The sequence below is a fragment of the Nitratireductor sp. L15S-10 genome, assembly GCF_045011005.1.
In the GTDB taxonomy this organism is placed as follows: domain Bacteria; phylum Pseudomonadota; class Alphaproteobacteria; order Rhizobiales; family Rhizobiaceae; genus Nitratireductor.
On sequence record NZ_CP120674.1, the window covers coordinates 2,114,882 to 2,133,301 of the forward strand.

Sequence of the window (18,420 nt, forward strand, 5' to 3'; positions counted from 1 at the left end):
GGGGCATCCGGCGGATCGTGTGATGTTTGCCGCACCTTGTCACAAAGTCCAGCGAAATGCTTTGACGGGCTGGATTCGTACCGCATGGCGGTGTAACACGCGGCCAAGGGTCATGCTGTCGCCGCATTTTAACAACAGGTGACGCATGGATCGATATTCTGGCGCTGTGCATTTAGAGGAACTGAGCCATATGAAAAGCCTGAACGCGAAAGCAATCCGCACCCTGTTCGCCCTTGCCGGCGCCGCCTGTGTGGCCGCAAGCGGAGTTGGTGTCGCCGCCGCGCAACAGCAGCAGCCGCCGCAGGGCTGGTTCAAGGCCTGCACCAAACAGGAAGACGTGGATATCTGCAACGTGCAGAATGTTCTCGTGGCAGAAACCGGCCAGATGATCACCGGCGTCAGCCTCATCGAGGTGAAGGGCAAGGTAAACCGCAAGGTTTTCCAGATCACCGTGCCGACCGGTCGCATGGTGCCTCCCGGCATCGGCCTGCAGATCGACGGTGGCCAGACGCAAAAGATCGACTATGCCATCTGCCTGCCGGATCGCTGCATTGCGGAAGCACCGCTGACCGATCAGCTCGTCGCCTCCTTCAAGCGCGGCTCGGAACTGACGCTCACATCCGTCAACTTCCAGAACCAGCCCAACCCGATCAAGATGACGCTCTCCGGCTTCACCAATGCCTACGACGGTGACCCGCTGCCGCAGTCCGACATCGAGGATCGCCAGAAGAAGCTTCAGGACTTCGTCAACAAGAACAACGAAGAATTTACCGAGAAGCTGCGCGAAGCGCAGGAGAAGGCGAAGAAGGCTGAATAATTTTCATTCTCCTTCGGAATCTCTAAAAAAACAGGGCCTTCGCGGCCCTGTTTTCATATGCGCTTCAAAAAAAGTCAGTGATGCATGCGCTCGCGGGGCTCGTAGTGGCCGTCACCGGTTTCCACGAAGAATTCCGCCAGTTGCGGGTGGCGGACAGGCACGCCGGATTCATCGGGCATCAGATTCTGCTCCGAAACATAGGCCACATACTCCGTCTCCTCGTTCTCGGCGAGAAGATGGTAGAAGGGCTGATCCTTGCGTGGACGCACTTCCTCGGGGATCGCCTGATACCAGGCTTCGGTGTTGTTGAATTCCGGGTCGACATCGAAAATCACGCCACGGAAGTCGAACACCCGGTGGCGGACGACCTGGCCAATGCGAAATTTTGCAGTTCCAATAGTTTGCATAATGTACCTCTGGCTTCCTATGTGGCGCAGCAGCGGTGACAATTCAATCCCGCAGTCTTGACGGACAGGGCGCTTGCGGGCTAGCCGGCACGCATGGGCGATGCGTTTTCCCGCCGTTTTCGCGGATCGGTGAACCGGGCGGTGGCCCAAACAGGGATGGGCCATGACCAGTGTCGCAGGACTTGTTCTGCCGTTTTTCGGACTGATTTTTATCGGTTACGCCGTTGCCCGGCTGAAACCGCATCCGGCTGATGCTCTCGGCTGGATGAACACCTTCGTCATTTATGTGGCGCTCCCGGCGCTGTTTTTCCAGCTTCTTGCCAAAACACCCATCGAGCGCCTGACGGAGTGGGGCTATATTCTCGGTGCGGTGGCCTCGACCTATATTGTCTTCGGCATCATGTTCGCAGGCTCACTGCTGATCAGCCGCAGTTCGATCGCCGAAAGCACCATCAAGGGGCTTGCCGCCAGCTACGGCAATATCGGCTATATGGGGCCAGGCCTGGCGCTGCTTGCCTTCGGGGAAGAGGCGGCGGTTCCCGTCGCGCTGATCTTCTGTTTCGAGAACATGATCCACTTTGCGGTAGCCCCCATGATGATGGCGATCTCGGGCGGTAACGGTGAGAAACCGGGCCGGCTCGCTTTCGAAGTGGTGCGCAAGATCGTGCTGCACCCGTTCATCGTCGCGACTGCGGCGGGGGTAGCGGCGGCGGCTCTCCATTTCGTGCCCCCGTTGCCGGTCGAGCGTCTGCTTGCTTATCTCGCTTCCGCGGCGGCGCCTTGCGCGCTGTTCGCCATGGGGGTCAGCCTTGCGCTCCGGCCGCTGAAGCGTGTGCCGCACGAGGTGGGCGCCATTGTCGGTCTCAAGCTCGTTCTCCACCCGGCGATCTGCTACCTCATGCTGAGCTGGATCGGCGATTTCTCGGAAAGCTGGGTGTTTTCAGCCGTGCTTTTGGCTTCGCTCCCCACAGCCACCAACGTCTTCGTCATCAGCCAGCAATACGGTGTGTGGATGGAGCGCGCATCGGCGAGCGTGCTCATCACCACGCTTGTTTCGGTGGGGACTGTCACCGCATTGCTTTACGCCATCACGAACGGGATTCTGCCACCGGATCTTTTCCCCTGAACGGAAGGAGTGCGGAAAAACCGCTGCCGGGCCGCATGCCTTCGCGCATGAAGAGGGCCCGCAGCGGCGGAATGCTTCCAATGACAGAAAGGCCTGCACTACGGGCAATCTGTGCCGGCAGAAATCCCGACAGAAGCGAAGCGTTCAGCAGATTGACAGAGTTGCTGCGAGCCAGAACGTCCGGACGCCGTGCAGCATGATAGCGGCTTAACGCACCGGCGGTGCCTGGATCGTCGGGAAACGCGTTGGCCATTGCAACGAGATCCTCCACGTCCCGAATACCAAGATTGAGCCCCTGTGCCGAAATGGGCGGGAACACATGAGCGGCTTCGCCGACGAGCGCGACCCGGTTCTGCCCGAAACGCGACGGCATCAGCGTGCTCAGCGGATAGATCTGGCGCCCAGGCTCCACGGCGACGCGACCCAGCATCGATGAAAACCGCTCCTCGATCCGGAGCGACAATCCCTCGTCGCCGAGGCTGTTCATCCGTTCCGCGTCCTCGGGACGAAGCACCCAGACAAGGCTGGACCGCATTCCGGGAAGGGGAACCTGCGTGCATGGGCCGCTCGTTGTGTGAAGCTCCGTTGAAACGAAGCCGTGCTGACGGGCATGTTCGAAGTTCAGCACGAGGGCGGCCTGCGGCAGGGCGCGTGTCTTTGCCGAAATAGCGGCAGCCTCGCGCGCCGGCGAGCTGCGCCCGTCAGCCGCGACGACTAGCTTTGCTGCGAGTTGCACACCGTTGGCAAGCCTGGCAATCACGTGGTCGCTTTCGCACGCCCATGTTTCGACAAGGCTTTCGTGCCATTCAATCAATGGTGAGGCCTTCGCCGTCTTTGAAAGCTCTTCCGTCAGGCGCGCATTTGGGATGTTCAAGCCAAAAAAATCTTCGCCGATCTCTCCGGCGTGAAACGTCACGGTGGGGCTGCGCACCAGACGCCCCGTAGCGTCCACAAGCCTCATGGCGCGCAGCGGTGCGGTCTCCGGCAAGAGTCCGTCAAGGACGCCGAGCGGCCCGATCGCATCAAGTGACGGGCGCATCAGCGCAACGGTTCTCCGGTCACGCCCCTCAGGGAGGGGGCCCACCAGCGTCACGGCGTGGCCGTGATGTGCCAGCATCAAGGCGGCGATCAGGCCGGCTGGCCCTGTTCCAGCGACGATAATTTTGCGCTCTTGATCGCCCACTGCTTCCATCCAGTTCAGTTTCTGTCTTGATCGACAGGATCGTTTCCTGTCTTTGTCATGATGGGGCGGTTCGGTGCAAGCTTCAACGCGGCGAAAGAACCCAGTCAGTTTCATGAGGGCCGACATGAGCAGCGAGCATGAGGACCTGACCGCTCTGACCGGTTCCCGGCGCACGGTCTACCGCACCGCGCGTCACGCATATCCGCTCTCGCTTGCAGCACTCCTTGTAGCCTTAGCAACTGCTTGGGTTGCACTTGCGCTGATGGGGATGCGGCTGGCGGTGGCTGACCCACGGGCGGCGGGGCCGGGTGCCGGCTGGCTCCAGCTCTTTCCAGATTTGGTACTGCCATCCTCCTTCGAGGCATTTCTGGCCCTTTGCCTTGTCCCGGTGGGCGCCGGCGGCGGTTGGATGGCCTTCCTCGTGTTGACGTTCATGTGGTTTCTCATGGCGTTTTCCATGATGCTGCCGTCGGCAGGTCCGCTGCTGCGCACCTATTGCGAGATCGCTGACACTGCGGCCCGCAAGGGCGAGCGTGTAGTGCACCCATTTGTGCTCGTGGCTGGTTACCTCTCCGTATGGCTTGCCGCGTCACTCGGTTTCGCCACTACGGCGCTCGTCGTTTCCTGGTTGTTGCCCGGCGGTTCAGCACTCTCTCCATGGGGCGGTCTTGCTGGTGCTATCGTTCTTGCAGTTGCCGGGCTTTATCAGTTTTCTGACCTCAAGGAGGCCTGCCTCGTCAAGTGTCGCAATCCTTTCGCCACTCTGTTCGGGCGCTGGAGTATGCGGCCGGCATCGATCTATCGTCTCGGGCTCGAGCAGGGCGCATGGTGCCTTGGCTGCTGCTGGGCGCTGATGCTGGTCATGTTTGCCGTTGGCCTTATGAATGTGTTCTGGATGGCGCTTCTGGGTGTATTCACCATGGTGGAAAAATCTGGTCATAGTCGTGTTTTCACACGCGTTTCAGGCGGGCTCCTGCTTGTGTGGGCGCTCGCGCTTCTTGTAATCTCATTCTAGAAGAGGGGCAGACGCCATGGGAATGAAAGACTGGGCGCTGAAAGGCGAGCTGGTGCTGTCGTGCAATTGCACCGTGTTCTGTCCCTGCGTGCTCTCGCTGGGCAACCACCCTCCCACGGAAGGATACTGCCAGACCTGGGCCGGTTTTCGGATCGATCAGGGGCATTACGGCGAAACGGATCTCTCAGGCATCAATCTCGGTCTGGTGATGGAAATTCCCGGCTATATGAGCCGTGGCAACTGGACCGCCGGCATCTTTCTCGATGAGCGGGCCTCGATCTATGCCGAAAAGGCGATCGGCAGGATCTTTTCGGGCAAGGCGGGCGGAACGACCGGGCTTTTGTCCATTCTCGTCGGTCAGTTTCTGGGCATACAACGCGCGCCGGTTCACTATGAAACCGATGGGAAGACCCGAATTTTCCAGATTCCGAAGATCATCGACGGTGCGATCACGCCCATTGCCGGCAAGGATTCCGATGGCGATACCGTGATCACCAATTCACAATACTGGATTGCGCCGGAAATCACGGTCGCGCGGTCTGAGAAGAGCCGTATGCGTGCCTTTGGACGCAACTGGAATTTTGCCGGGCGTTCGGCGGAAATATGCCCGCTCGACTGGCGCGGACCTTAGGCACAGAGCATGAAGACCAAGAAAGTAACGGCCCCGCAAGCCAAGGCGTTTTCCGTTCACCTCCTGACGGCGTCAGGTTCATTTCTGGCATTCCTGTCGCTGGTGGCGGCCAGCGAGGAACGCTGGGTAGCCATGTTCTGGTGGCTCGGTTTCGCGCTGTTCGTGGACGGCATCGATGGCCCGATAGCACGCAAGCTCGATGTGAAGCAGGTTCTGCCCACATGGTCGGGTGATATGCTCGACAACATCATCGATTACGTCACCTATGTGCTCATTCCTGCCTTTGCGCTCTACCAGAGCGGCTTTATGGGCGAGGGACTATCCTTTTTGTCGGCGGCTATCATCGTTGTCACCAGTGCGATCTATTACGCCGACACAGGCATGAAAACGCGGGAAAACTTCTTCAAGGGTTTTCCCGTCGTCTGGAACATGGTCGTTTTTACCCTGTTTGTGGTCGAGCCAGGTGAGTATGTCGCATTCGCCGTGGTGCTGATCTCCGCCGTCACGACCTTCCTGCCGGTTTTCTTTCTTCATCCTGTTCGTGTGCAGCGGTTGCGCGCACTCAATCTTTCGGTTTTTTTCGCCTGGTGTGGTTTGGGCATTGTCGGACTGGTTCAGAATCTCGATGCGTATCCGCTGGTGCGGATTGGTATTGCCGCGACTGGCCTTTACCTCTTTGTCGTCGGTGGGATCATGCAGGCTTGGCCGAATCTGGGCAAAGGGCGTAAAGGGTAATAGGGCGGTCGCATTTGAATCTCTTTCAAGCAACGCGGCTCTAATGCGCTGCAAAGTCGTCTGCCTATGATCGAGTTGGGAACAAAATAAAAATGTCCGAAATGGGAGCCGGCGTGGATCATTCACACGAAGGCAAGGGCGGCGAGCTTCTCGAAGTTCGTGGGCTGACAAAGATATTCGGGGCGTTGAGAGCCTGCGATGCGATCGACCTTTCTATCGGCAGGGGTGAGATTCACGCGCTTCTCGGCGAGAATGGTGCCGGCAAGTCGACGCTGGTGAAAATGCTGTTCGGGGCGCTGGAACCGGCCGCGGGCGACATTCGCTGGAAGGGAAAGCCGGTTTCCATCCAGTCGCCGGGCGAGGCTCGTGGTCTCGGCATCGGCATGGTGTTCCAACATTTTTCGCTGTTTGAAGCGCTGACGGCTGCTGAAAACATCATGCTGTCGCTGGATGACAAGACGCCTATCCTGCAGGTGGCGGAACGGGCGCGCGAACTTTCCAAGGCCTATGGCCTCCCGCTCGATCCTTTTGCCCATGTGGGCGATCTTTCGGTCGGCGAGCGGCAGCGCATCGAGATTATCCGCTGCCTGCTGCAAAAGCCGGATCTCATCATCCTCGACGAACCCACTTCCGTTCTCACCCCGCAAGAAGCCGATCGGCTCTTTGAAACGCTGGAAACCCTGCGTGACGAGGGGAAGTCGATCCTCTACATTTCCCACCGGCTCGAAGAGGTGAAGCGGCTTTGCGATCGTGCGACCGTGCTGCGTCATGGCAAGGTGGTGTCCCATTGCGACCCGAGGCAGGAGACGGCCGCCTCACTCGCCAAAATGATGGTCGGGGACGATGTCGATACGGTCCGGCGAACCGGAAGCGTGGATCGTGAGGGTGAGGCACTTCTGGAAGTCAAGGCGCTTAATCGGCCGGCCGCGAATCCTTTCGCGATGCCCCTGCGAGGTATCAGTCTCGAAGTTCGTGCCGGCGCGGTCATGGGCATAGCGGGCGTTGCGGGCAACGGGCAGGGGGAATTGTTCGAGGCGCTGTCCGGTGAGGTGCTTCAGGACAAGGCCGATGCCATTCGCATCCGCGGTACGAATGCAGGGCGAACGGGTATTTCCGGTCGCCGCCTGCTTGGAGCGGCCTTTGTGCCGGAAGAGCGGCTGGGCCATGGCGCTGCGCCCCAGATGCGCCTATCCGAGAACCTTTTTCTGTCGCGCCATGTCACCGATAAGCGCGCGCTCGTCGGGATGTTCGGTACGGTGCGCGCGGGTGCTCTGGCGAAGGCTGCTTCCCGCATCGTCAAGGCCATGGATGTCCGCAAAAGCGGGGTGGATCCCGAGGCCTCGGCCCTTTCCGGTGGCAATCTGCAAAAATTCATCATTGGCCGCGAACTTGATCGCCAGCCTGCAGTCATCGTCGTGAACCAGCCCACATGGGGCGTGGACGCCGGTGCAGCTGCGCGTATCCGGCAGGCGTTGATCGATCTTGCGCGCTCGGGTTCGGCGGTTCTGGTCATCTCTCAGGATCTCGATGAGTTGTTCGAAATCTGCGATACCGTAGCCGTCATGCATGATGGACGTCTATCGGCGCCGATGCCGATTGCCGAGGCAAGTTTTGAGAAGATCGGCCTCCTGATGGGCGGTGCGGAGCCCGAACGCTCAGGCCTGCCTGAAAACACGGAGACCGCATGATGCGCCTGGAACTCGTCAAGCGCCCGCAGCACTCCGTTCTGTTCAGCGCCATCTCGCCATTGATCGCGCTGGTGCTTACCATGATCGCCGGTGCGATCATGTTCTCCATACTGGGCAAAAGCCCGATCGATGCGCTGTATTATTATTTCATCGACCCACTGCGCGAGACATGGTCGCTGCATGAACTGGCGATCAAGGCCGCACCGCTGATCCTCATCGCCGTTGGGCTGTCGGTCTGTTTCCTGTCAAACAACTGGAACATCGGCGCCGAAGGGCAGTTCATCGCAGGCGCAATTGCCGGCAGCATCCTGCCCGTGGTGTTTCCAGATTTTCAGAACTGGCTCGTTCTGCCGCTGATGCTCGCCATGGGCCTGGCCGGTGGTGCTGCCTATGCAGCCGTTCCGGCATTTCTGAAGGCCCGCTTCAACACCAATGAAATCTTGACCAGCCTTATGCTGGTTTACGTGGCCCAGCTCTTCCTGGACTGGATCGTGCGCGGTCCCTGGCGCGACCCCGGCGGCATGAACTTTCCCGAGACGCGAGACTTTCATGTTTTTGCCGTTCTGCCCGAACTGATGCCATCGGCGGGCAGGGCCAACTGGGGCATCGTCTTTGCCGTTCTGGCAGCCGTGATCCTGTGGTTCGTGCTGCGCAAGACCCGCAAGGGATTTGAGATCCGCGTTCTGGGCCAAAGTCCGAGGGCAGGGCGCTTTGCCGGCTTTAGCTCTTCGCGGATGGTCATGATGGCCTTTCTGATCTCCGGAGGCCTGGCCGGCCTTGCCGGTATCTCGGAGGTCGCAGGCGCCATCGGCCAGCTTCAGCCCTCCATTTCGCCGGGCTATGGTTTTACCGCGATCATTGTAGCGTTTCTCGGTCGACTAAACCCGATGGGCATCGTGGCGGCCGGCTTCGTTTTGGCTCTTTCCTATCTTGGGGGCGAGGCCGCGCAGATCTCACTCGGTCTTTCAGACAAGGCGGCTCGAGCGTTCCAGGGCATGCTGCTCTTCTTCGTGCTTGGCTGCGACACTCTTATCCACTACAGAATCCGGCTCGCCGGGCGCGCGGTGCGGGGCGGGGAGGCCGCCAGAAATGCTTGAGTCCGTTCTGATCACCATCGCCACCGCAGCAACGCCGCTTCTGATCGCCGCCATCGGCGAACTGGTGGTGGAGCGCTCCGGTGTTCTCAATCTCGGCGTGGAAGGCATGATGGTGATGGGCGCCGTGACCGGCTTCGGCGTCGCCATTACCACGGGATCCCCCTGGCTCGGTGTCTTCGCGGCCATTCTGGTCGGTGCGGCCTTTGCGCTTCTCTTCGGGTTTCTGACGCTGTCGCTCGTTACGAATCAGGTGGCAACGGGTCTGGCGCTGACGCTGCTGGGGCTCGGTGTTTCGGGCATGATCGGCGAGGCCTTTATCGGGTTGCCGGGTGTCAAGATGGCCCCGCTGGTTATTCCCGTCCTGTCCGATCTGCCCGTGGTCGGGCGTTTCCTTTTCGCACAGGCTCCGCTTTTCTACATCTCGATCCTGCTCGTCATTGGCGTCAGCTATTTTCTTTTCAGCACACGTGCCGGCCTTACACTGCGGTCGGTGGGGGACAATCACGATTCCGCCCACGCGCTCGGCATCAGGGTGATTGCGGTGCGCTATGCGGCGGTTGTCTTCGGCGGAGCATGCGCCGGGCTCGCGGGCGCGTATCTCTCGCTGGTCTACACGCCGCAGTGGATCGAGAACATGACAGCCGGTCGCGGCTGGATTGCGCTGGCGCTGGTCGTCTTTGCATCGTGGCGCCCATGGCGTGTGCTGGCGGGAGCCTATCTCTTCGGCGCTGTCTCAATCGGCCAGCTGCATGCACAGGTGATCGGTGTTTCCGTGCCTTCACAGTTCCTGTCCGCGTTGCCCTATCTGGCGACCATCGCCGTTCTTGTACTAATCTCGCGAAACCGGCGACTGACAATGGTCAACACGCCCGCATGCCTCGGCCGGCCCTTTGTGCCTGCCAGATAAGCCCTGCACTCAGTCAACAGAGAGGACGTCAAAATGAAAAAACTCGTTCTGGCACTTGCCGCTACCACTGCGGCCATCGCCTTTGGTGCCGCGCCCGGCGCCGCGCAGGACAAGACCAAGGCCTGCTGGATCTATGTCGGCCCCATCGGCGATTTCGGCTATTCCTACCAGCACCATCAGGGCCTGCTTGATGTGGAGGAGCATTTCGGCGACAAGGTCGAGACAGCCTATCTTGAAAGCGTCCCGGAAGGCGCGGATGCCGAGCGCGCGCTCGAGCGTTTTGCCCGCTCGGGGTGCGATATCATTTTCGCAACGTCCTTTGGTTTCATGGATCCGGTACAGAAGGTTGCCGCCAAGTTCCCGGACATCAAGTTCGAGCATGCCACCGGCTTCAAGCGCGATCACCCAAATGTCGCCACCTTTAACTCGCGCTTCCACGAGGGGCGCTACGTTCAGGGCGTAATCGCTGCGAAAATGTCCGAGAAGGGCGTAGCCGGCTATATCGCCTCTTTCCCGATCCCCGAAGTGGTCATGGGCATCAATGCCTTCATGCTCGGTGCGCAGTCGGTCAATCCGGATTTTCAGGTGAAGATCGTCTGGGCCAACACCTGGTTTGATGCCGGCAAGGAAGCCGACGCCGCCAAGGCGCTGCTTGACCAGGGCGTCGACATCATCACCCAGCACACCGATTCCACCGCACCTCTTCAGGTGGCAGCAGAGCGCGGCATCAAAGGGTTTGGCCAGGCATCCGACATGATCAAGTTCGCGCCGGAAACGCAGCTCACCTCGATCGTGGATGACTGGGGCCCATACTATATCGAGCGCGTTCAGGCGGTCATGGACGGTACCTGGGAGCAGAACGATGTCTGGGGCGGGATGAAGGATGGCCACGTCGTCATGGCGCCGTACACGAACATGCCCGACGATGTTAAGGCGGCTGCCGAGGAAATCGAGGCAAAGATCAAGGATGAGGGCTTCAACCCCTTTACCGGTCCTGTCTACAAGCAGGATGGCACGCTCTGGCTTGAAGAAGGACAGGTGGCACCTGACGGAGAAGTCCTTAGCATGAATTTCTACATCAAGGGCATCGACGACAAGCTGCCGAACTGAGGCGGCTCACCGTTGTTTGAGCGAAAAGGCGGCTTCGGCCGCCTTTTTTGAATCTAACAGATCGAACGGGGCAATCTGCTGACAGTCTCCTGTCAGCAGCAGGGTGGTAAGGTCGGGCCACATACAAAGAGGGATATCCGATGTTGATTTTCTACCATGCACCCTGGTCGCGCTCTTCCAGTATTCTCTGGCTCCTTGAGGAGTTGCAGATTCCTTACGAACTGGAGATGATTGACATCCGTGCGCGCGGGGGTGTGCCCGAGAGCTACCGTTCCATTCAACCCAGCAAGAAGGTTCCCGCTATTGTTCATGACGGGCAGGTTGTGACCGAGCGCGCGGCCATAACCATTTACCTGGCCGACAGGTTTTCACAGGCCGGACTGGCGCCTGCGATGAACGATCCTGACCGTGCGGCCTATCTGACAGCGCTGGTATATTGTGATGCGGTCTTTGACCCGGCGATCTGCGCTCAAGTGCAGAAACTGAAATACGCGAGCAACGAATATCCGTTCGGCACTTTTGCCGATATGCTCGCCTATATCGAACGCCGGCTCGAGAACCAGCCTTTTGCCGCAGGAGAGCGTTTTACCGCCGCCGACACGCAGCTCGCATCCGGAATCAATTACACCATGAACATCCTGCGCGCCCTGCCTGAGAAGCCGGTTTTCAAGGATTATCTCGCACGCGTGGAAACACGACCTGCCTATCGCAAGGCACAGCAGTTGGATATGGAACTGGCTGCCAGCGTACCGTTCTTTTCCGGGCAGGGGAGCTGAGAGAAGAAAAAATGGGCCGTCAGGCCCATCTCTCACGTATTTACGGCGTCCTCAAGGAGCGTTTCAATGAAACGTGGAAGGGCAAAAGCCGCCCGATGATGCGCCGGTGTGTAATAACGGGTCTCGATCCCCGCCATCCGTTCCGTGAGCGTCGCCTCACTGACCGAAAGTGCTTTCGGATCGTCGCTCGACCAGCCCAACGTCATGTGCCCGCCGAAATAGGTGGGTACTGAAACGAGGTAACAGCTCGCTGTCTCGAATACCGAAGAAAGGCCCTTCATCGCCTTGGAAAACTCCTCAGGCTGAAGGAAGGGAACACCGTTCTGGGACACGACGATGCCTCCCGGGCGCAGGATGCGCTTCAGATTCCGGTAAAAATCGGTGGTGAACAACACCGCGCCCGGACCTGTGGGATCGGTGGAATCGACGAGTATTACGTCGAAACGCTTATCGGTTTCCGCCGCAAAAACCGCGCCGTCGGCAATCTCTACCTGGAAACGGGGATCTTCAAAGACTGGCGCATTGAAATCGGCGAAATGCTCACGCGAGAAATCGAGCACCGAGGCATCGATTTCCACCTGGGTGAGGGTGCCGACGCGCTTGTGCTTCAGCACTTCTTCCGCCAAACCGCAGTCGCCGCCGCCGATGATGAGAACATCGGCGGGGTTTTCATGAGCAGCGAGCGGTACGTGCGCCAGCATCTCATGATAGATGAACTCGTCCCGGCTGGTGACCTGCACCGCGCCGTCGAGAACGAGAACTTTTCCGAAGACCGGGTTCTGGATCAGCGACAGCTGATGGTGTCCCGTTCCTTCCTCGTAAAGCACCTCGTCGACATCGAAAACCATACCGATGCCGTCATGGAGGGTTTCCGATATGGTTTTTCGATCGCTCACGCGTTTCGTCCCCGCAGCAGCTCGTTCACATCCATACGGCCAGGAGCGAATGCTTTCTTCAGCACGTCAATACACCGTTCCGGTTGCGCGTCACCGCACATGAAAATGTCCAGAGCTGCATATTGCCTCTCCGGCCAGGAATGGACCGAAATATGACTTTCGGCCAGCACGGCAACGCCGCTTATCCCGCCATTCGGCTCGAACGGGTGCAAGTGGATATGCAAAAGAGTCGCGCCGGCTGCGTTCACGCAGTCGATCAGCGTCTTCTTGATGAACGGCAGATCGTCCAGGCGTTCGGCCTCGAACAGATCCACGATAAAATGAGAGCCGGCGCAAAGAACGCCGTCCTTCTCGATAAAGTGATCCTTGTCGTCGCAAACCGCAGATGCGGCCTGCGCGGTGGTGCTTTCTTCCTTTTGGGCGGTGTTCAGTACAACTGAATCCATCCCCAATTGGAAAAGGGCGTCTTGAGACATGGCGTCCTCTCCAACCAGCAGATGCTCAACCTGATCATTCAGGAATGTGGCCCGTATATATGCAACGAAACTGGGGACGCAAGCACAATCACGCGCGACATTCAGAAGGCATATTCATTCCCGTGACGGTTCACGAAGCGTTCCAGCCTGAAAATAATTTCATATAATATACGATGGATTTTATAATATCATCGGTCCTGTATCAATATATAAGAGGTCAAAATTTCACAAATCTCACAGTTTTAGTAAATCTAATGTCATGTATATTGACCATGTAACGCATTTCGAAAATCAATATACACTGTATAGTTTCATGAATGATATTTTATCCGATTGGTTATGCGCGAATAGTTTAGATGCGGCCGTTCTTCGACGCAATCTGGTGGATCGCCCGCTTCCGATTTTTTTGATCGGGGTGGGGGCGGAAGCCGGCGAAAAACATCTCGACGTGCCCGGAGAGGTGGCCTGGGAGATGGCGGCGCGGGCGCTTGCGGCAGGGGTCCCCGAATTATCCAGGTTGATTCGAACTGTCGAAACGCGTGTGCCGAAGAGTTTTGAGGTTCAGGAGGGTGGGGGAGGCCGTGCTTTCACCTATGACCGGGGGCGAAAGAGCTTACCCCTCGTGAATTGTCCCTACCGGGGGACTGCTTCGGATATTCTCACCGTCACGCACGAGTTCTCTCATGCCCTGCAAATTGTCGCTTCGGGCCGCACCACGATGCCGCCAATGGCTCGCGAACTGTGCGCTTTTGTGGGGGAGCGACTGCTCCTGGGGTGGATTCGCGAACATCAGCCCTCATTATCGCCACTGATGGAAACTGCATGGATGGCCGACAATTCCGGCTATCTCGGAAAAAATCTCCTCTCGCTCGTCGGCGCACTGGAGTGCGGAGGGGAAGCTTACGACTACGCCTGGAATTACCCGATAGCCCGGCTTCTGGCACAGGCGGTTGTGCAGGAGTGGACCGGTAGCGAGATCGCTTCGCTCTTCAAAAGCGGTGCGCAGGCACCTTCACTCCTAACCGACATTCTTGATCGTCCCAGCATTCTTCCGCAGCGATACGTTCTGCCAGCGCTTGGCGATACAGACGGAAGTGTCGCCAGTCTCTACCGCCAGATCGGCGGGCTTCTGTTGCTGGACCTGCAGGATCCGGAGGCAGGCGCCTTCGATGAAGCCATCGGTGTGAGATATGCGCGCCTTCTCGAGTGTATGCAGGGACGCAGGGTCTTTCTGGCACTCGATCGTCAACAGGTGCCGCTCGGATATGTCCTCTGGCAGCGTGGCGAAGAGGGCGAACCTTTTCGGTTCGAGCGCCGGATCGCAACGCCCCAAAGGCTTACAGACCTTCTCACTTCCTTTGAAAGCCATTGCCCGCAGGTGGCGGCTGAACTCCGTCGTCCAAAATCTGGGCACGTTACAGGAGGGCCTGTGTGATGTCGCCGATTGATCTATATTCGGGTGTCGGGTACGCGTTGGAACTCCTGGCGCGCTCCGAAAACCACCGGGATTTCCCGGTAAAGCGCTATCTTGAAGTGGAGATCCTGCCGCCGCTGCATCTCGGTCAGGCACGATTTTATCTCACCCCGGACGGCCTGCCCACCGGTCTTGCCAGTTGGGCGTTTATCGACCTGGATACGGAGCAAAGCATCCTTGAAACAGGGCGCGCACTGGCTTTCCATGAGTGGCGATGCGGTGACCGTCTGTTCTTTAACGATTTTCTTGCCCCCTATGGCACGGCTCGGGAAATCATCTCCGATCTGAGAAGGAATATTTTTCCCGGCCGCCGCGCGACCAGTGTGCGCAGACACGCCGATGGTGCGCTTCGCAGCGTCAAACACTGGAAGAGCACTGCCTAAATCGAACATGCGAGCCGAGAGCCGTTCGGGCGGCTTCGGCTTCGAAGGAATGCCCCCGATGCTTTCCATGTCGGGTGCATGCCGGCGAACATTATTCGCCGGTCAAACCGCCGGTTATCCGGCTTCATACTCAAAAGTACATTTGAAATAGGGATATTGGAAATGTTTGAAGATTTTCAGATTGATAACCCTGGTATTGACGCACCGGTCAGCTTCGGCGGCGGCGGTGAGGAAGCCGATAGTCTGGGCCACACTGTCGGTGCGGCTGTCGGTTCTCTCGTCGGCGGCGCCATTGGTGGGTATTTCGGAAGCGTGCCGGGCGCCGAGCTCGGTGGCACGGTTGGAAACACCGTTGGTGGCCTCATCGGCGGTGCCATCGAAAGCGCGGTGGCCTGATCCCAGGCCATTTCTGAAAATGTAAGTCAGAGCCGAATTGCCGGCACTGAAAAGGTCGGGGCCGTGGAAGAACCACGGTCCCGGCTGCGGATGCCCCGCTCGACAGGTTCCAATATGACGATACGATTGCCGCCGAACGAACAGGGTGTACCCCTGTCGTGGTTCCTAACGACGCTGCGCAAGCATATTCCGTTGTGTGCAGAGCTCACGTTCCTGGCCGTCTGTGTGCGGCTGATCGGGCTTTTGGAACCCTTCGTGTTCCAGGTGGTGATTGATCGGGTGTTGCCGTTCCAGCGTGAAGCATCCCTGATCGTCATCATCATTGTCATGGTTGGCGCCAACGCGTTCCAGGTCTGCTTCAATCTGCTTGCAGCATTTTTGGGCGTTTCAGTTGCAAACCGTCTGACCCTGGAACTGGGAACGCGGTTGTTTGATCATCTCTTCCGGCTGCCACTGCGGCATTTTCGGAAATGGCCGGTGGGAGAAACTCTGTCGCGGATCGGAGAGACGGACACAATCCGGGCATTTCTGGTTGGTCTGACAACCGGCGCTTCACTGGATCTGTTCTTCACTTTTCTCTACGTCGCGGTCCTGCTCTCGATCTCCGGAAAGCTGACTCTCGTCGTGGCCGTGGCTCTCCCACTTCAGGCGGCTTTGTATCTGTGCTTTGGCCCTGTGCTCCGAAAACGCCTGCGTGTGCAGTTCGATACGGGCGCTCGCCATCAGGCTCGGCTGGTTGAGAACCTCACCGGGATGACAGCGGTGAAGGCCCTGACTGCGGAGACCGCGATGTTGGGGCGTCTGCGTCAAACGCTATCCAGAACACTGCAGGCGGCGCGCGGGGTCTACACGATGAATGCCGTCAGCGGCCAACTGGCCATGATATGTGAAAAAGGCGTTTTCATCGGGGTAATCTATGTCGGGGCGCAGCAGGTGTTCGCCGGCGAGCTGACACTGGGACAACTCATCGCATTCCAGCTCATTGCAGAAAAGGTCGCCGCGCCGATCGCGGGCTTCTCAAAACTGTGGCAGGACTGGCAAAATCTTCGTGTCTCGCGTCAGCGATTGGGCGACATCCTGAGCAGTGAGCGTGAGCCATTCGGTGAGAAAAAACGGCTCCCGAACGGGCTCGAACCCCGGCTGGAGTTCCGCTCCGTCTCCTTCTCCTATGCTATCGATCAGCAGCCGGTCCTGGATAGTGTCGACCTTGTTGTGGAGCCACACACATGCACCCTTGTGGTCGGGCCATCAGGGGTAGGGAAATCGACATTCGGGCGCCTGGCAGCCGGTCTGGAGAAGCCGCAGGCCGGAGCGATCTGTTTTGGGGGCGAGGATCTCGGCGACTTCGAACCGGAGAGCGTTCGCTCCCGGATCGTTTATGTTCCTCAGGAACCCTATCTCTTTTCGGGGACGCTCCGCGAAAATCTGCAGCTGCGATGCGCAAACGCCACCGACGCGACGCTGCGGGATGCGCTGGCGGTCGCGGCCGCCGATGATTTTGTTGACCGATTGCCGCTCGGGCTCGATACGCCAGTGGGAGAGCAGGGGAATGCCTTGTCTGGCGGGCAGAAGCAACGCGTCGCCATCGCTCGCGCCGTACTTCAAGGTCCTTCCGTTCTCGTACTCGACGAACCGACCAGCGCGCTCGATGAAGCAACACAACATCGAATGGTCAGTGCGTTGATGCAGCTCCGGGAAAAGATGACGGTCATCGTGATTACCCACCGTCCGGATGTTTTCGCGCACCGTGATCGGATCATCGACTTTGCTGCGGGAACCAATCATGCGTGTGTTTGACAAATCGGGCGCCGCCTCACCGACACTGCATCTTACCGTGTTCATCAGTACGGCCGTCTTCATCATCAGTCTCATCGCCGCCTGTTTGCTGCGTGTCGAGGTGACCGCCCGTGGGTCTGTCCGGCTCGTTCCGCTTGACAGGGTCCAGGTGGTGCAAGCCGAATATCCCGGCTCGATTACGGGTATCCTCGTGCGCGATGGTGTCAGTGTGAAGCAGGGTGAACTGTTGCTCACGCTTGACGCCACCTCAGATGAAGCGCAACTCGCGACACTGCTTGAAGAGGCGACCCGGCTGAAACGCGAGAAAGTCCGGCTCGCCATTTTTCTGTCGGAACTGGTTGAAATGCGCGATGGGAAAACCACGCGAGAACCTGACGGGCATGTTCTTCCGCCTTTGGCTGAAGACGACAGTGACGAGGCCATGCAGACGCGCCTTCTTGATGCCGAGCTCAGGGACTTTGCCGATGGGCTGGCGGCAGCCGATGCTCGCCTGGATGTCAATCAAAAGGCCCTGGACGTGCTCCTGGGCAGGATTGCCCAGGCAGACACTGCACTCGCCGTGCAGGAGGAGCGGCTTCAGGCCGCTGAGAAACTCATGAAACGCGGCATTTCTTCACGCGAGGCCTATTTGAAGGTTCGTTCAGCCTATGATGATCTTCGCAGCGAAAGAGACGTCGTCGAGCGGCAGATTGCGAAAACGAAAGCGGAGGCATCTGTCTTGAAAGCTGAGCGGGCAGGGCTCTTCAGCGCGAACTATAACAGAGTTATGCAGAAGCGGGACAAGACTGATGCGCGTTTGGCCGCGTTGAGCCAGGAGCGCAGGGCTCTGGAGGAGCGGGTCGCGGCAGCGCAACTGCGCGCTCCCCTATCGGGAACGGTCGAGCAGCTCGCCATAACGACCGTTGGAGGTGTTGTTCAGGCCGGACAGGATTTGCTGCGGGTGGTGCCGAAGGACAGCCCGCTCGAATTTGAAGCCCTTTTTTCTAATGAAGACAGCGGCTTCCTTGAGACGGGGCAAAAGGCACGCATCCGTCTTGATGCTTACCCCGCCGAACGATTTGGTGCGATGATGGCTACGATCACCGACATTGCGAGCGATTCGATTGAAGTTGGAGGCGGTGCCCGCTGGGGGTTCGTCGTGCGCATGAGACCCGACGGTGATGCGCTGCAAACCCCGACAGGCAGTCTTGCCCTGCGACCGGGAATGACCGGCAGCGTCGATGCGATCACCGGGGAACGCCGTTTGATCAGCTATTTTCTGGCGCCAATCACGGCTCAGTTCAGCCAAAGTCTGGGAGAGCGCTGACCGGACCTCTCAAATCACTCTCCCGACACTTGGGCGGATGGTTTCGCAGACAGGCTTGTTGTATTGCTTGGCCCGGGCTGTGAGATGTTTGGGGGAACAATGCCGGACGGTACGATTTTTTTGGAAAGCACGGATTTGCGTGTGCGGGTGTCACCACGCTTTGGTGTGCTTCTGGACGGATATCATCGTAATGGACAGCC

Annotated in this window: 19 protein-coding genes; 15 read left to right on the forward strand and 4 right to left on the reverse strand. The window is 58.7% G+C overall.

Going from position 1 to position 18,420, the window contains the following annotated elements; all coding sequences use genetic code 11:
- Positions 1-190 precede the first annotated feature (190 nt).
- Complete coding sequence (locus P2W41_RS10120; RefSeq protein ID WP_292895679.1) at positions 191-817, forward strand: invasion associated locus B family protein; 627 nt, start codon at positions 191-193, stop codon at positions 815-817.
- A gap of 74 nt (positions 818-891) precedes the next feature.
- On the opposite strand, the gene hspQ is transcribed toward P2W41_RS10120, so the two are convergent.
- The gene (gene hspQ / locus P2W41_RS10125) at positions 892-1,224 is read right to left on the reverse strand and encodes a heat shock protein HspQ (RefSeq protein WP_007009885.1); all 333 of its coding nucleotides are present in this window, start codon (positions 1,222-1,224) and stop codon (positions 892-894) included.
- Positions 1,225-1,387: 163 nt separating this feature from the next.
- Between hspQ and P2W41_RS10130 the strand changes: the two genes are divergently transcribed.
- Positions 1,388-2,350, forward strand: coding sequence for an AEC family transporter (locus P2W41_RS10130; protein ID WP_404933055.1), 963 nt, complete (start codon positions 1,388-1,390; stop codon positions 2,348-2,350).
- On the opposite strand, the gene P2W41_RS10135 is transcribed toward P2W41_RS10130, so the two are convergent.
- A complete protein-coding gene (locus P2W41_RS10135; protein WP_404933056.1) occupies positions 2,313-3,542 on the reverse strand; it encodes a UbiH/UbiF family hydroxylase in 1,230 nt (409 codons plus the stop codon). The two genes, P2W41_RS10130 and P2W41_RS10135, sit on opposite strands and share 38 nt — an antisense overlap.
- Before the next feature lie 115 nt (positions 3,543-3,657).
- Between P2W41_RS10135 and P2W41_RS10140 the strand changes: the two genes are divergently transcribed.
- The 8 genes from P2W41_RS10140 to P2W41_RS10175 all read left to right on the forward strand — a co-directional run bounded on the left by P2W41_RS10140 (position 3,658) and on the right by P2W41_RS10175 (position 11,492).
- Complete coding sequence (locus tag P2W41_RS10140; protein ID WP_292895670.1) at positions 3,658-4,548, forward strand: DUF2182 domain-containing protein; 891 nt, start codon at positions 3,658-3,660, stop codon at positions 4,546-4,548.
- Positions 4,549-4,564: 16 nt separating this feature from the next.
- Positions 4,565-5,179 carry a DUF1326 domain-containing protein gene (locus P2W41_RS10145; protein ID WP_292895668.1) on the forward strand — a complete coding sequence of 205 codons (615 nt, stop codon included), beginning with the start codon at positions 4,565-4,567 and terminating at the stop codon, positions 5,177-5,179.
- Between the two features lie 9 nt (positions 5,180-5,188).
- On the forward strand, positions 5,189-5,914 hold the full coding sequence (pcsA, locus tag P2W41_RS10150; protein WP_404933057.1) for a phosphatidylcholine synthase: 726 nt from the start codon (positions 5,189-5,191) through the stop codon (positions 5,912-5,914).
- Positions 5,915-6,015: 101 nt separating this feature from the next.
- Positions 6,016-7,602, forward strand: a complete 1,587-nt coding sequence (locus P2W41_RS10155) for an ABC transporter ATP-binding protein (RefSeq protein WP_404934960.1) — start codon at positions 6,016-6,018, stop codon at positions 7,600-7,602.
- Positions 7,602-8,699: an ABC transporter permease gene (locus tag P2W41_RS10160; RefSeq protein ID WP_404934961.1), complete on the forward strand. Its 1,098-nt coding sequence runs from the start codon at positions 7,602-7,604 to the stop codon at positions 8,697-8,699. Before P2W41_RS10155 ends, P2W41_RS10160 begins: the two co-directional genes overlap by 1 nt.
- Entirely contained in the window at positions 8,692-9,606 is a 915-nt protein-coding gene (locus tag P2W41_RS10165) for an ABC transporter permease (RefSeq protein ID WP_404933058.1), read from the forward strand. Before P2W41_RS10160 ends, P2W41_RS10165 begins: the two co-directional genes overlap by 8 nt.
- A 33-nt stretch (positions 9,607-9,639) precedes the next feature.
- A complete protein-coding gene (locus P2W41_RS10170; RefSeq protein WP_404933059.1) occupies positions 9,640-10,716 on the forward strand; it encodes a BMP family ABC transporter substrate-binding protein in 1,077 nt (358 codons plus the stop codon).
- A gap of 140 nt (positions 10,717-10,856) precedes the next feature.
- The gene (locus P2W41_RS10175) at positions 10,857-11,492 is read left to right on the forward strand and encodes a glutathione S-transferase family protein (protein WP_292895658.1); all 636 of its coding nucleotides are present in this window, start codon (positions 10,857-10,859) and stop codon (positions 11,490-11,492) included.
- Positions 11,493-11,524: 32 nt separating this feature from the next.
- On the opposite strand, the gene speE is transcribed toward P2W41_RS10175, so the two are convergent.
- A complete protein-coding gene (gene speE / locus P2W41_RS10180; protein WP_404933060.1) occupies positions 11,525-12,388 on the reverse strand; it encodes a polyamine aminopropyltransferase in 864 nt (287 codons plus the stop codon).
- A complete protein-coding gene (gene speD / locus P2W41_RS10185) occupies positions 12,385-12,864 on the reverse strand; it encodes an adenosylmethionine decarboxylase (RefSeq protein WP_404933061.1) in 480 nt (159 codons plus the stop codon). The genes speE and speD overlap by 4 nt, the downstream gene beginning before the upstream one ends.
- A gap of 382 nt (positions 12,865-13,246) precedes the next feature.
- On the opposite strand from speD, the gene P2W41_RS10190 reads away from it, so the two are divergent.
- From P2W41_RS10190 to P2W41_RS10210, 5 genes are all read left to right on the forward strand, one after another.
- Entirely contained in the window at positions 13,247-14,299 is a 1,053-nt protein-coding gene (locus P2W41_RS10190) for a hypothetical protein (protein WP_404933062.1), read from the forward strand.
- Positions 14,299-14,721 carry a toxin-activating lysine-acyltransferase gene (locus P2W41_RS10195; protein WP_292895653.1) on the forward strand — a complete coding sequence of 141 codons (423 nt, stop codon included), beginning with the start codon at positions 14,299-14,301 and terminating at the stop codon, positions 14,719-14,721. Before P2W41_RS10190 ends, P2W41_RS10195 begins: the two co-directional genes overlap by 1 nt.
- A gap of 162 nt (positions 14,722-14,883) precedes the next feature.
- Positions 14,884-15,117, forward strand: a complete 234-nt coding sequence (locus tag P2W41_RS10200; RefSeq protein WP_292895651.1) for a hypothetical protein — start codon at positions 14,884-14,886, stop codon at positions 15,115-15,117.
- 114 nt (positions 15,118-15,231) lie between these two features.
- Entirely contained in the window at positions 15,232-16,914 is a 1,683-nt protein-coding gene (locus P2W41_RS10205; protein ID WP_404933064.1) for a peptidase domain-containing ABC transporter, read from the forward strand.
- Positions 16,901-18,220 carry an HlyD family type I secretion periplasmic adaptor subunit gene (locus P2W41_RS10210; RefSeq protein WP_404933065.1) on the forward strand — a complete coding sequence of 440 codons (1,320 nt, stop codon included), beginning with the start codon at positions 16,901-16,903 and terminating at the stop codon, positions 18,218-18,220. The genes P2W41_RS10205 and P2W41_RS10210 overlap by 14 nt, the downstream gene beginning before the upstream one ends.
- Positions 18,221-18,420: the final 200 nt, after the last annotated feature.

Coding starts and splice junctions, on each gene's coding strand:
- P2W41_RS10120 (WP_292895679.1), top strand. CDS start 191: ATGAAAAGCCTGAACGCGAAAGCAATCCGCACCCTGTTCGCCCTTGCC.
- hspQ (WP_007009885.1), bottom strand. CDS start 1,224: ATGCAAACTATTGGAACTGCAAAATTTCGCATTGGCCAGGTCGTCCGC.
- P2W41_RS10130 (WP_404933055.1), top strand. CDS start 1,388: ATGACCAGTGTCGCAGGACTTGTTCTGCCGTTTTTCGGACTGATTTTT.
- P2W41_RS10135 (WP_404933056.1), bottom strand. CDS start 3,542: ATGGAAGCAGTGGGCGATCAAGAGCGCAAAATTATCGTCGCTGGAACA.
- P2W41_RS10140 (WP_292895670.1), top strand. CDS start 3,658: ATGAGCAGCGAGCATGAGGACCTGACCGCTCTGACCGGTTCCCGGCGC.
- P2W41_RS10145 (WP_292895668.1), top strand. CDS start 4,565: ATGGGAATGAAAGACTGGGCGCTGAAAGGCGAGCTGGTGCTGTCGTGC.
- pcsA (WP_404933057.1), top strand. CDS start 5,189: ATGAAGACCAAGAAAGTAACGGCCCCGCAAGCCAAGGCGTTTTCCGTT.
- P2W41_RS10155 (WP_404934960.1), top strand. CDS start 6,016: ATGGGAGCCGGCGTGGATCATTCACACGAAGGCAAGGGCGGCGAGCTT.
- P2W41_RS10160 (WP_404934961.1), top strand. CDS start 7,602: ATGCGCCTGGAACTCGTCAAGCGCCCGCAGCACTCCGTTCTGTTCAGC.
- P2W41_RS10165 (WP_404933058.1), top strand. CDS start 8,692: ATGCTTGAGTCCGTTCTGATCACCATCGCCACCGCAGCAACGCCGCTT.
- P2W41_RS10170 (WP_404933059.1), top strand. CDS start 9,640: ATGAAAAAACTCGTTCTGGCACTTGCCGCTACCACTGCGGCCATCGCC.
- P2W41_RS10175 (WP_292895658.1), top strand. CDS start 10,857: ATGTTGATTTTCTACCATGCACCCTGGTCGCGCTCTTCCAGTATTCTC.
- speD (WP_404933061.1), bottom strand. CDS start 12,864: ATGTCTCAAGACGCCCTTTTCCAATTGGGGATGGATTCAGTTGTACTG.
- P2W41_RS10195 (WP_292895653.1), top strand. CDS start 14,299: ATGTCGCCGATTGATCTATATTCGGGTGTCGGGTACGCGTTGGAACTC.
- P2W41_RS10200 (WP_292895651.1), top strand. CDS start 14,884: ATGTTTGAAGATTTTCAGATTGATAACCCTGGTATTGACGCACCGGTC.
- P2W41_RS10205 (WP_404933064.1), top strand. CDS start 15,232: ATGACGATACGATTGCCGCCGAACGAACAGGGTGTACCCCTGTCGTGG.
- P2W41_RS10210 (WP_404933065.1), top strand. CDS start 16,901: ATGCGTGTGTTTGACAAATCGGGCGCCGCCTCACCGACACTGCATCTT.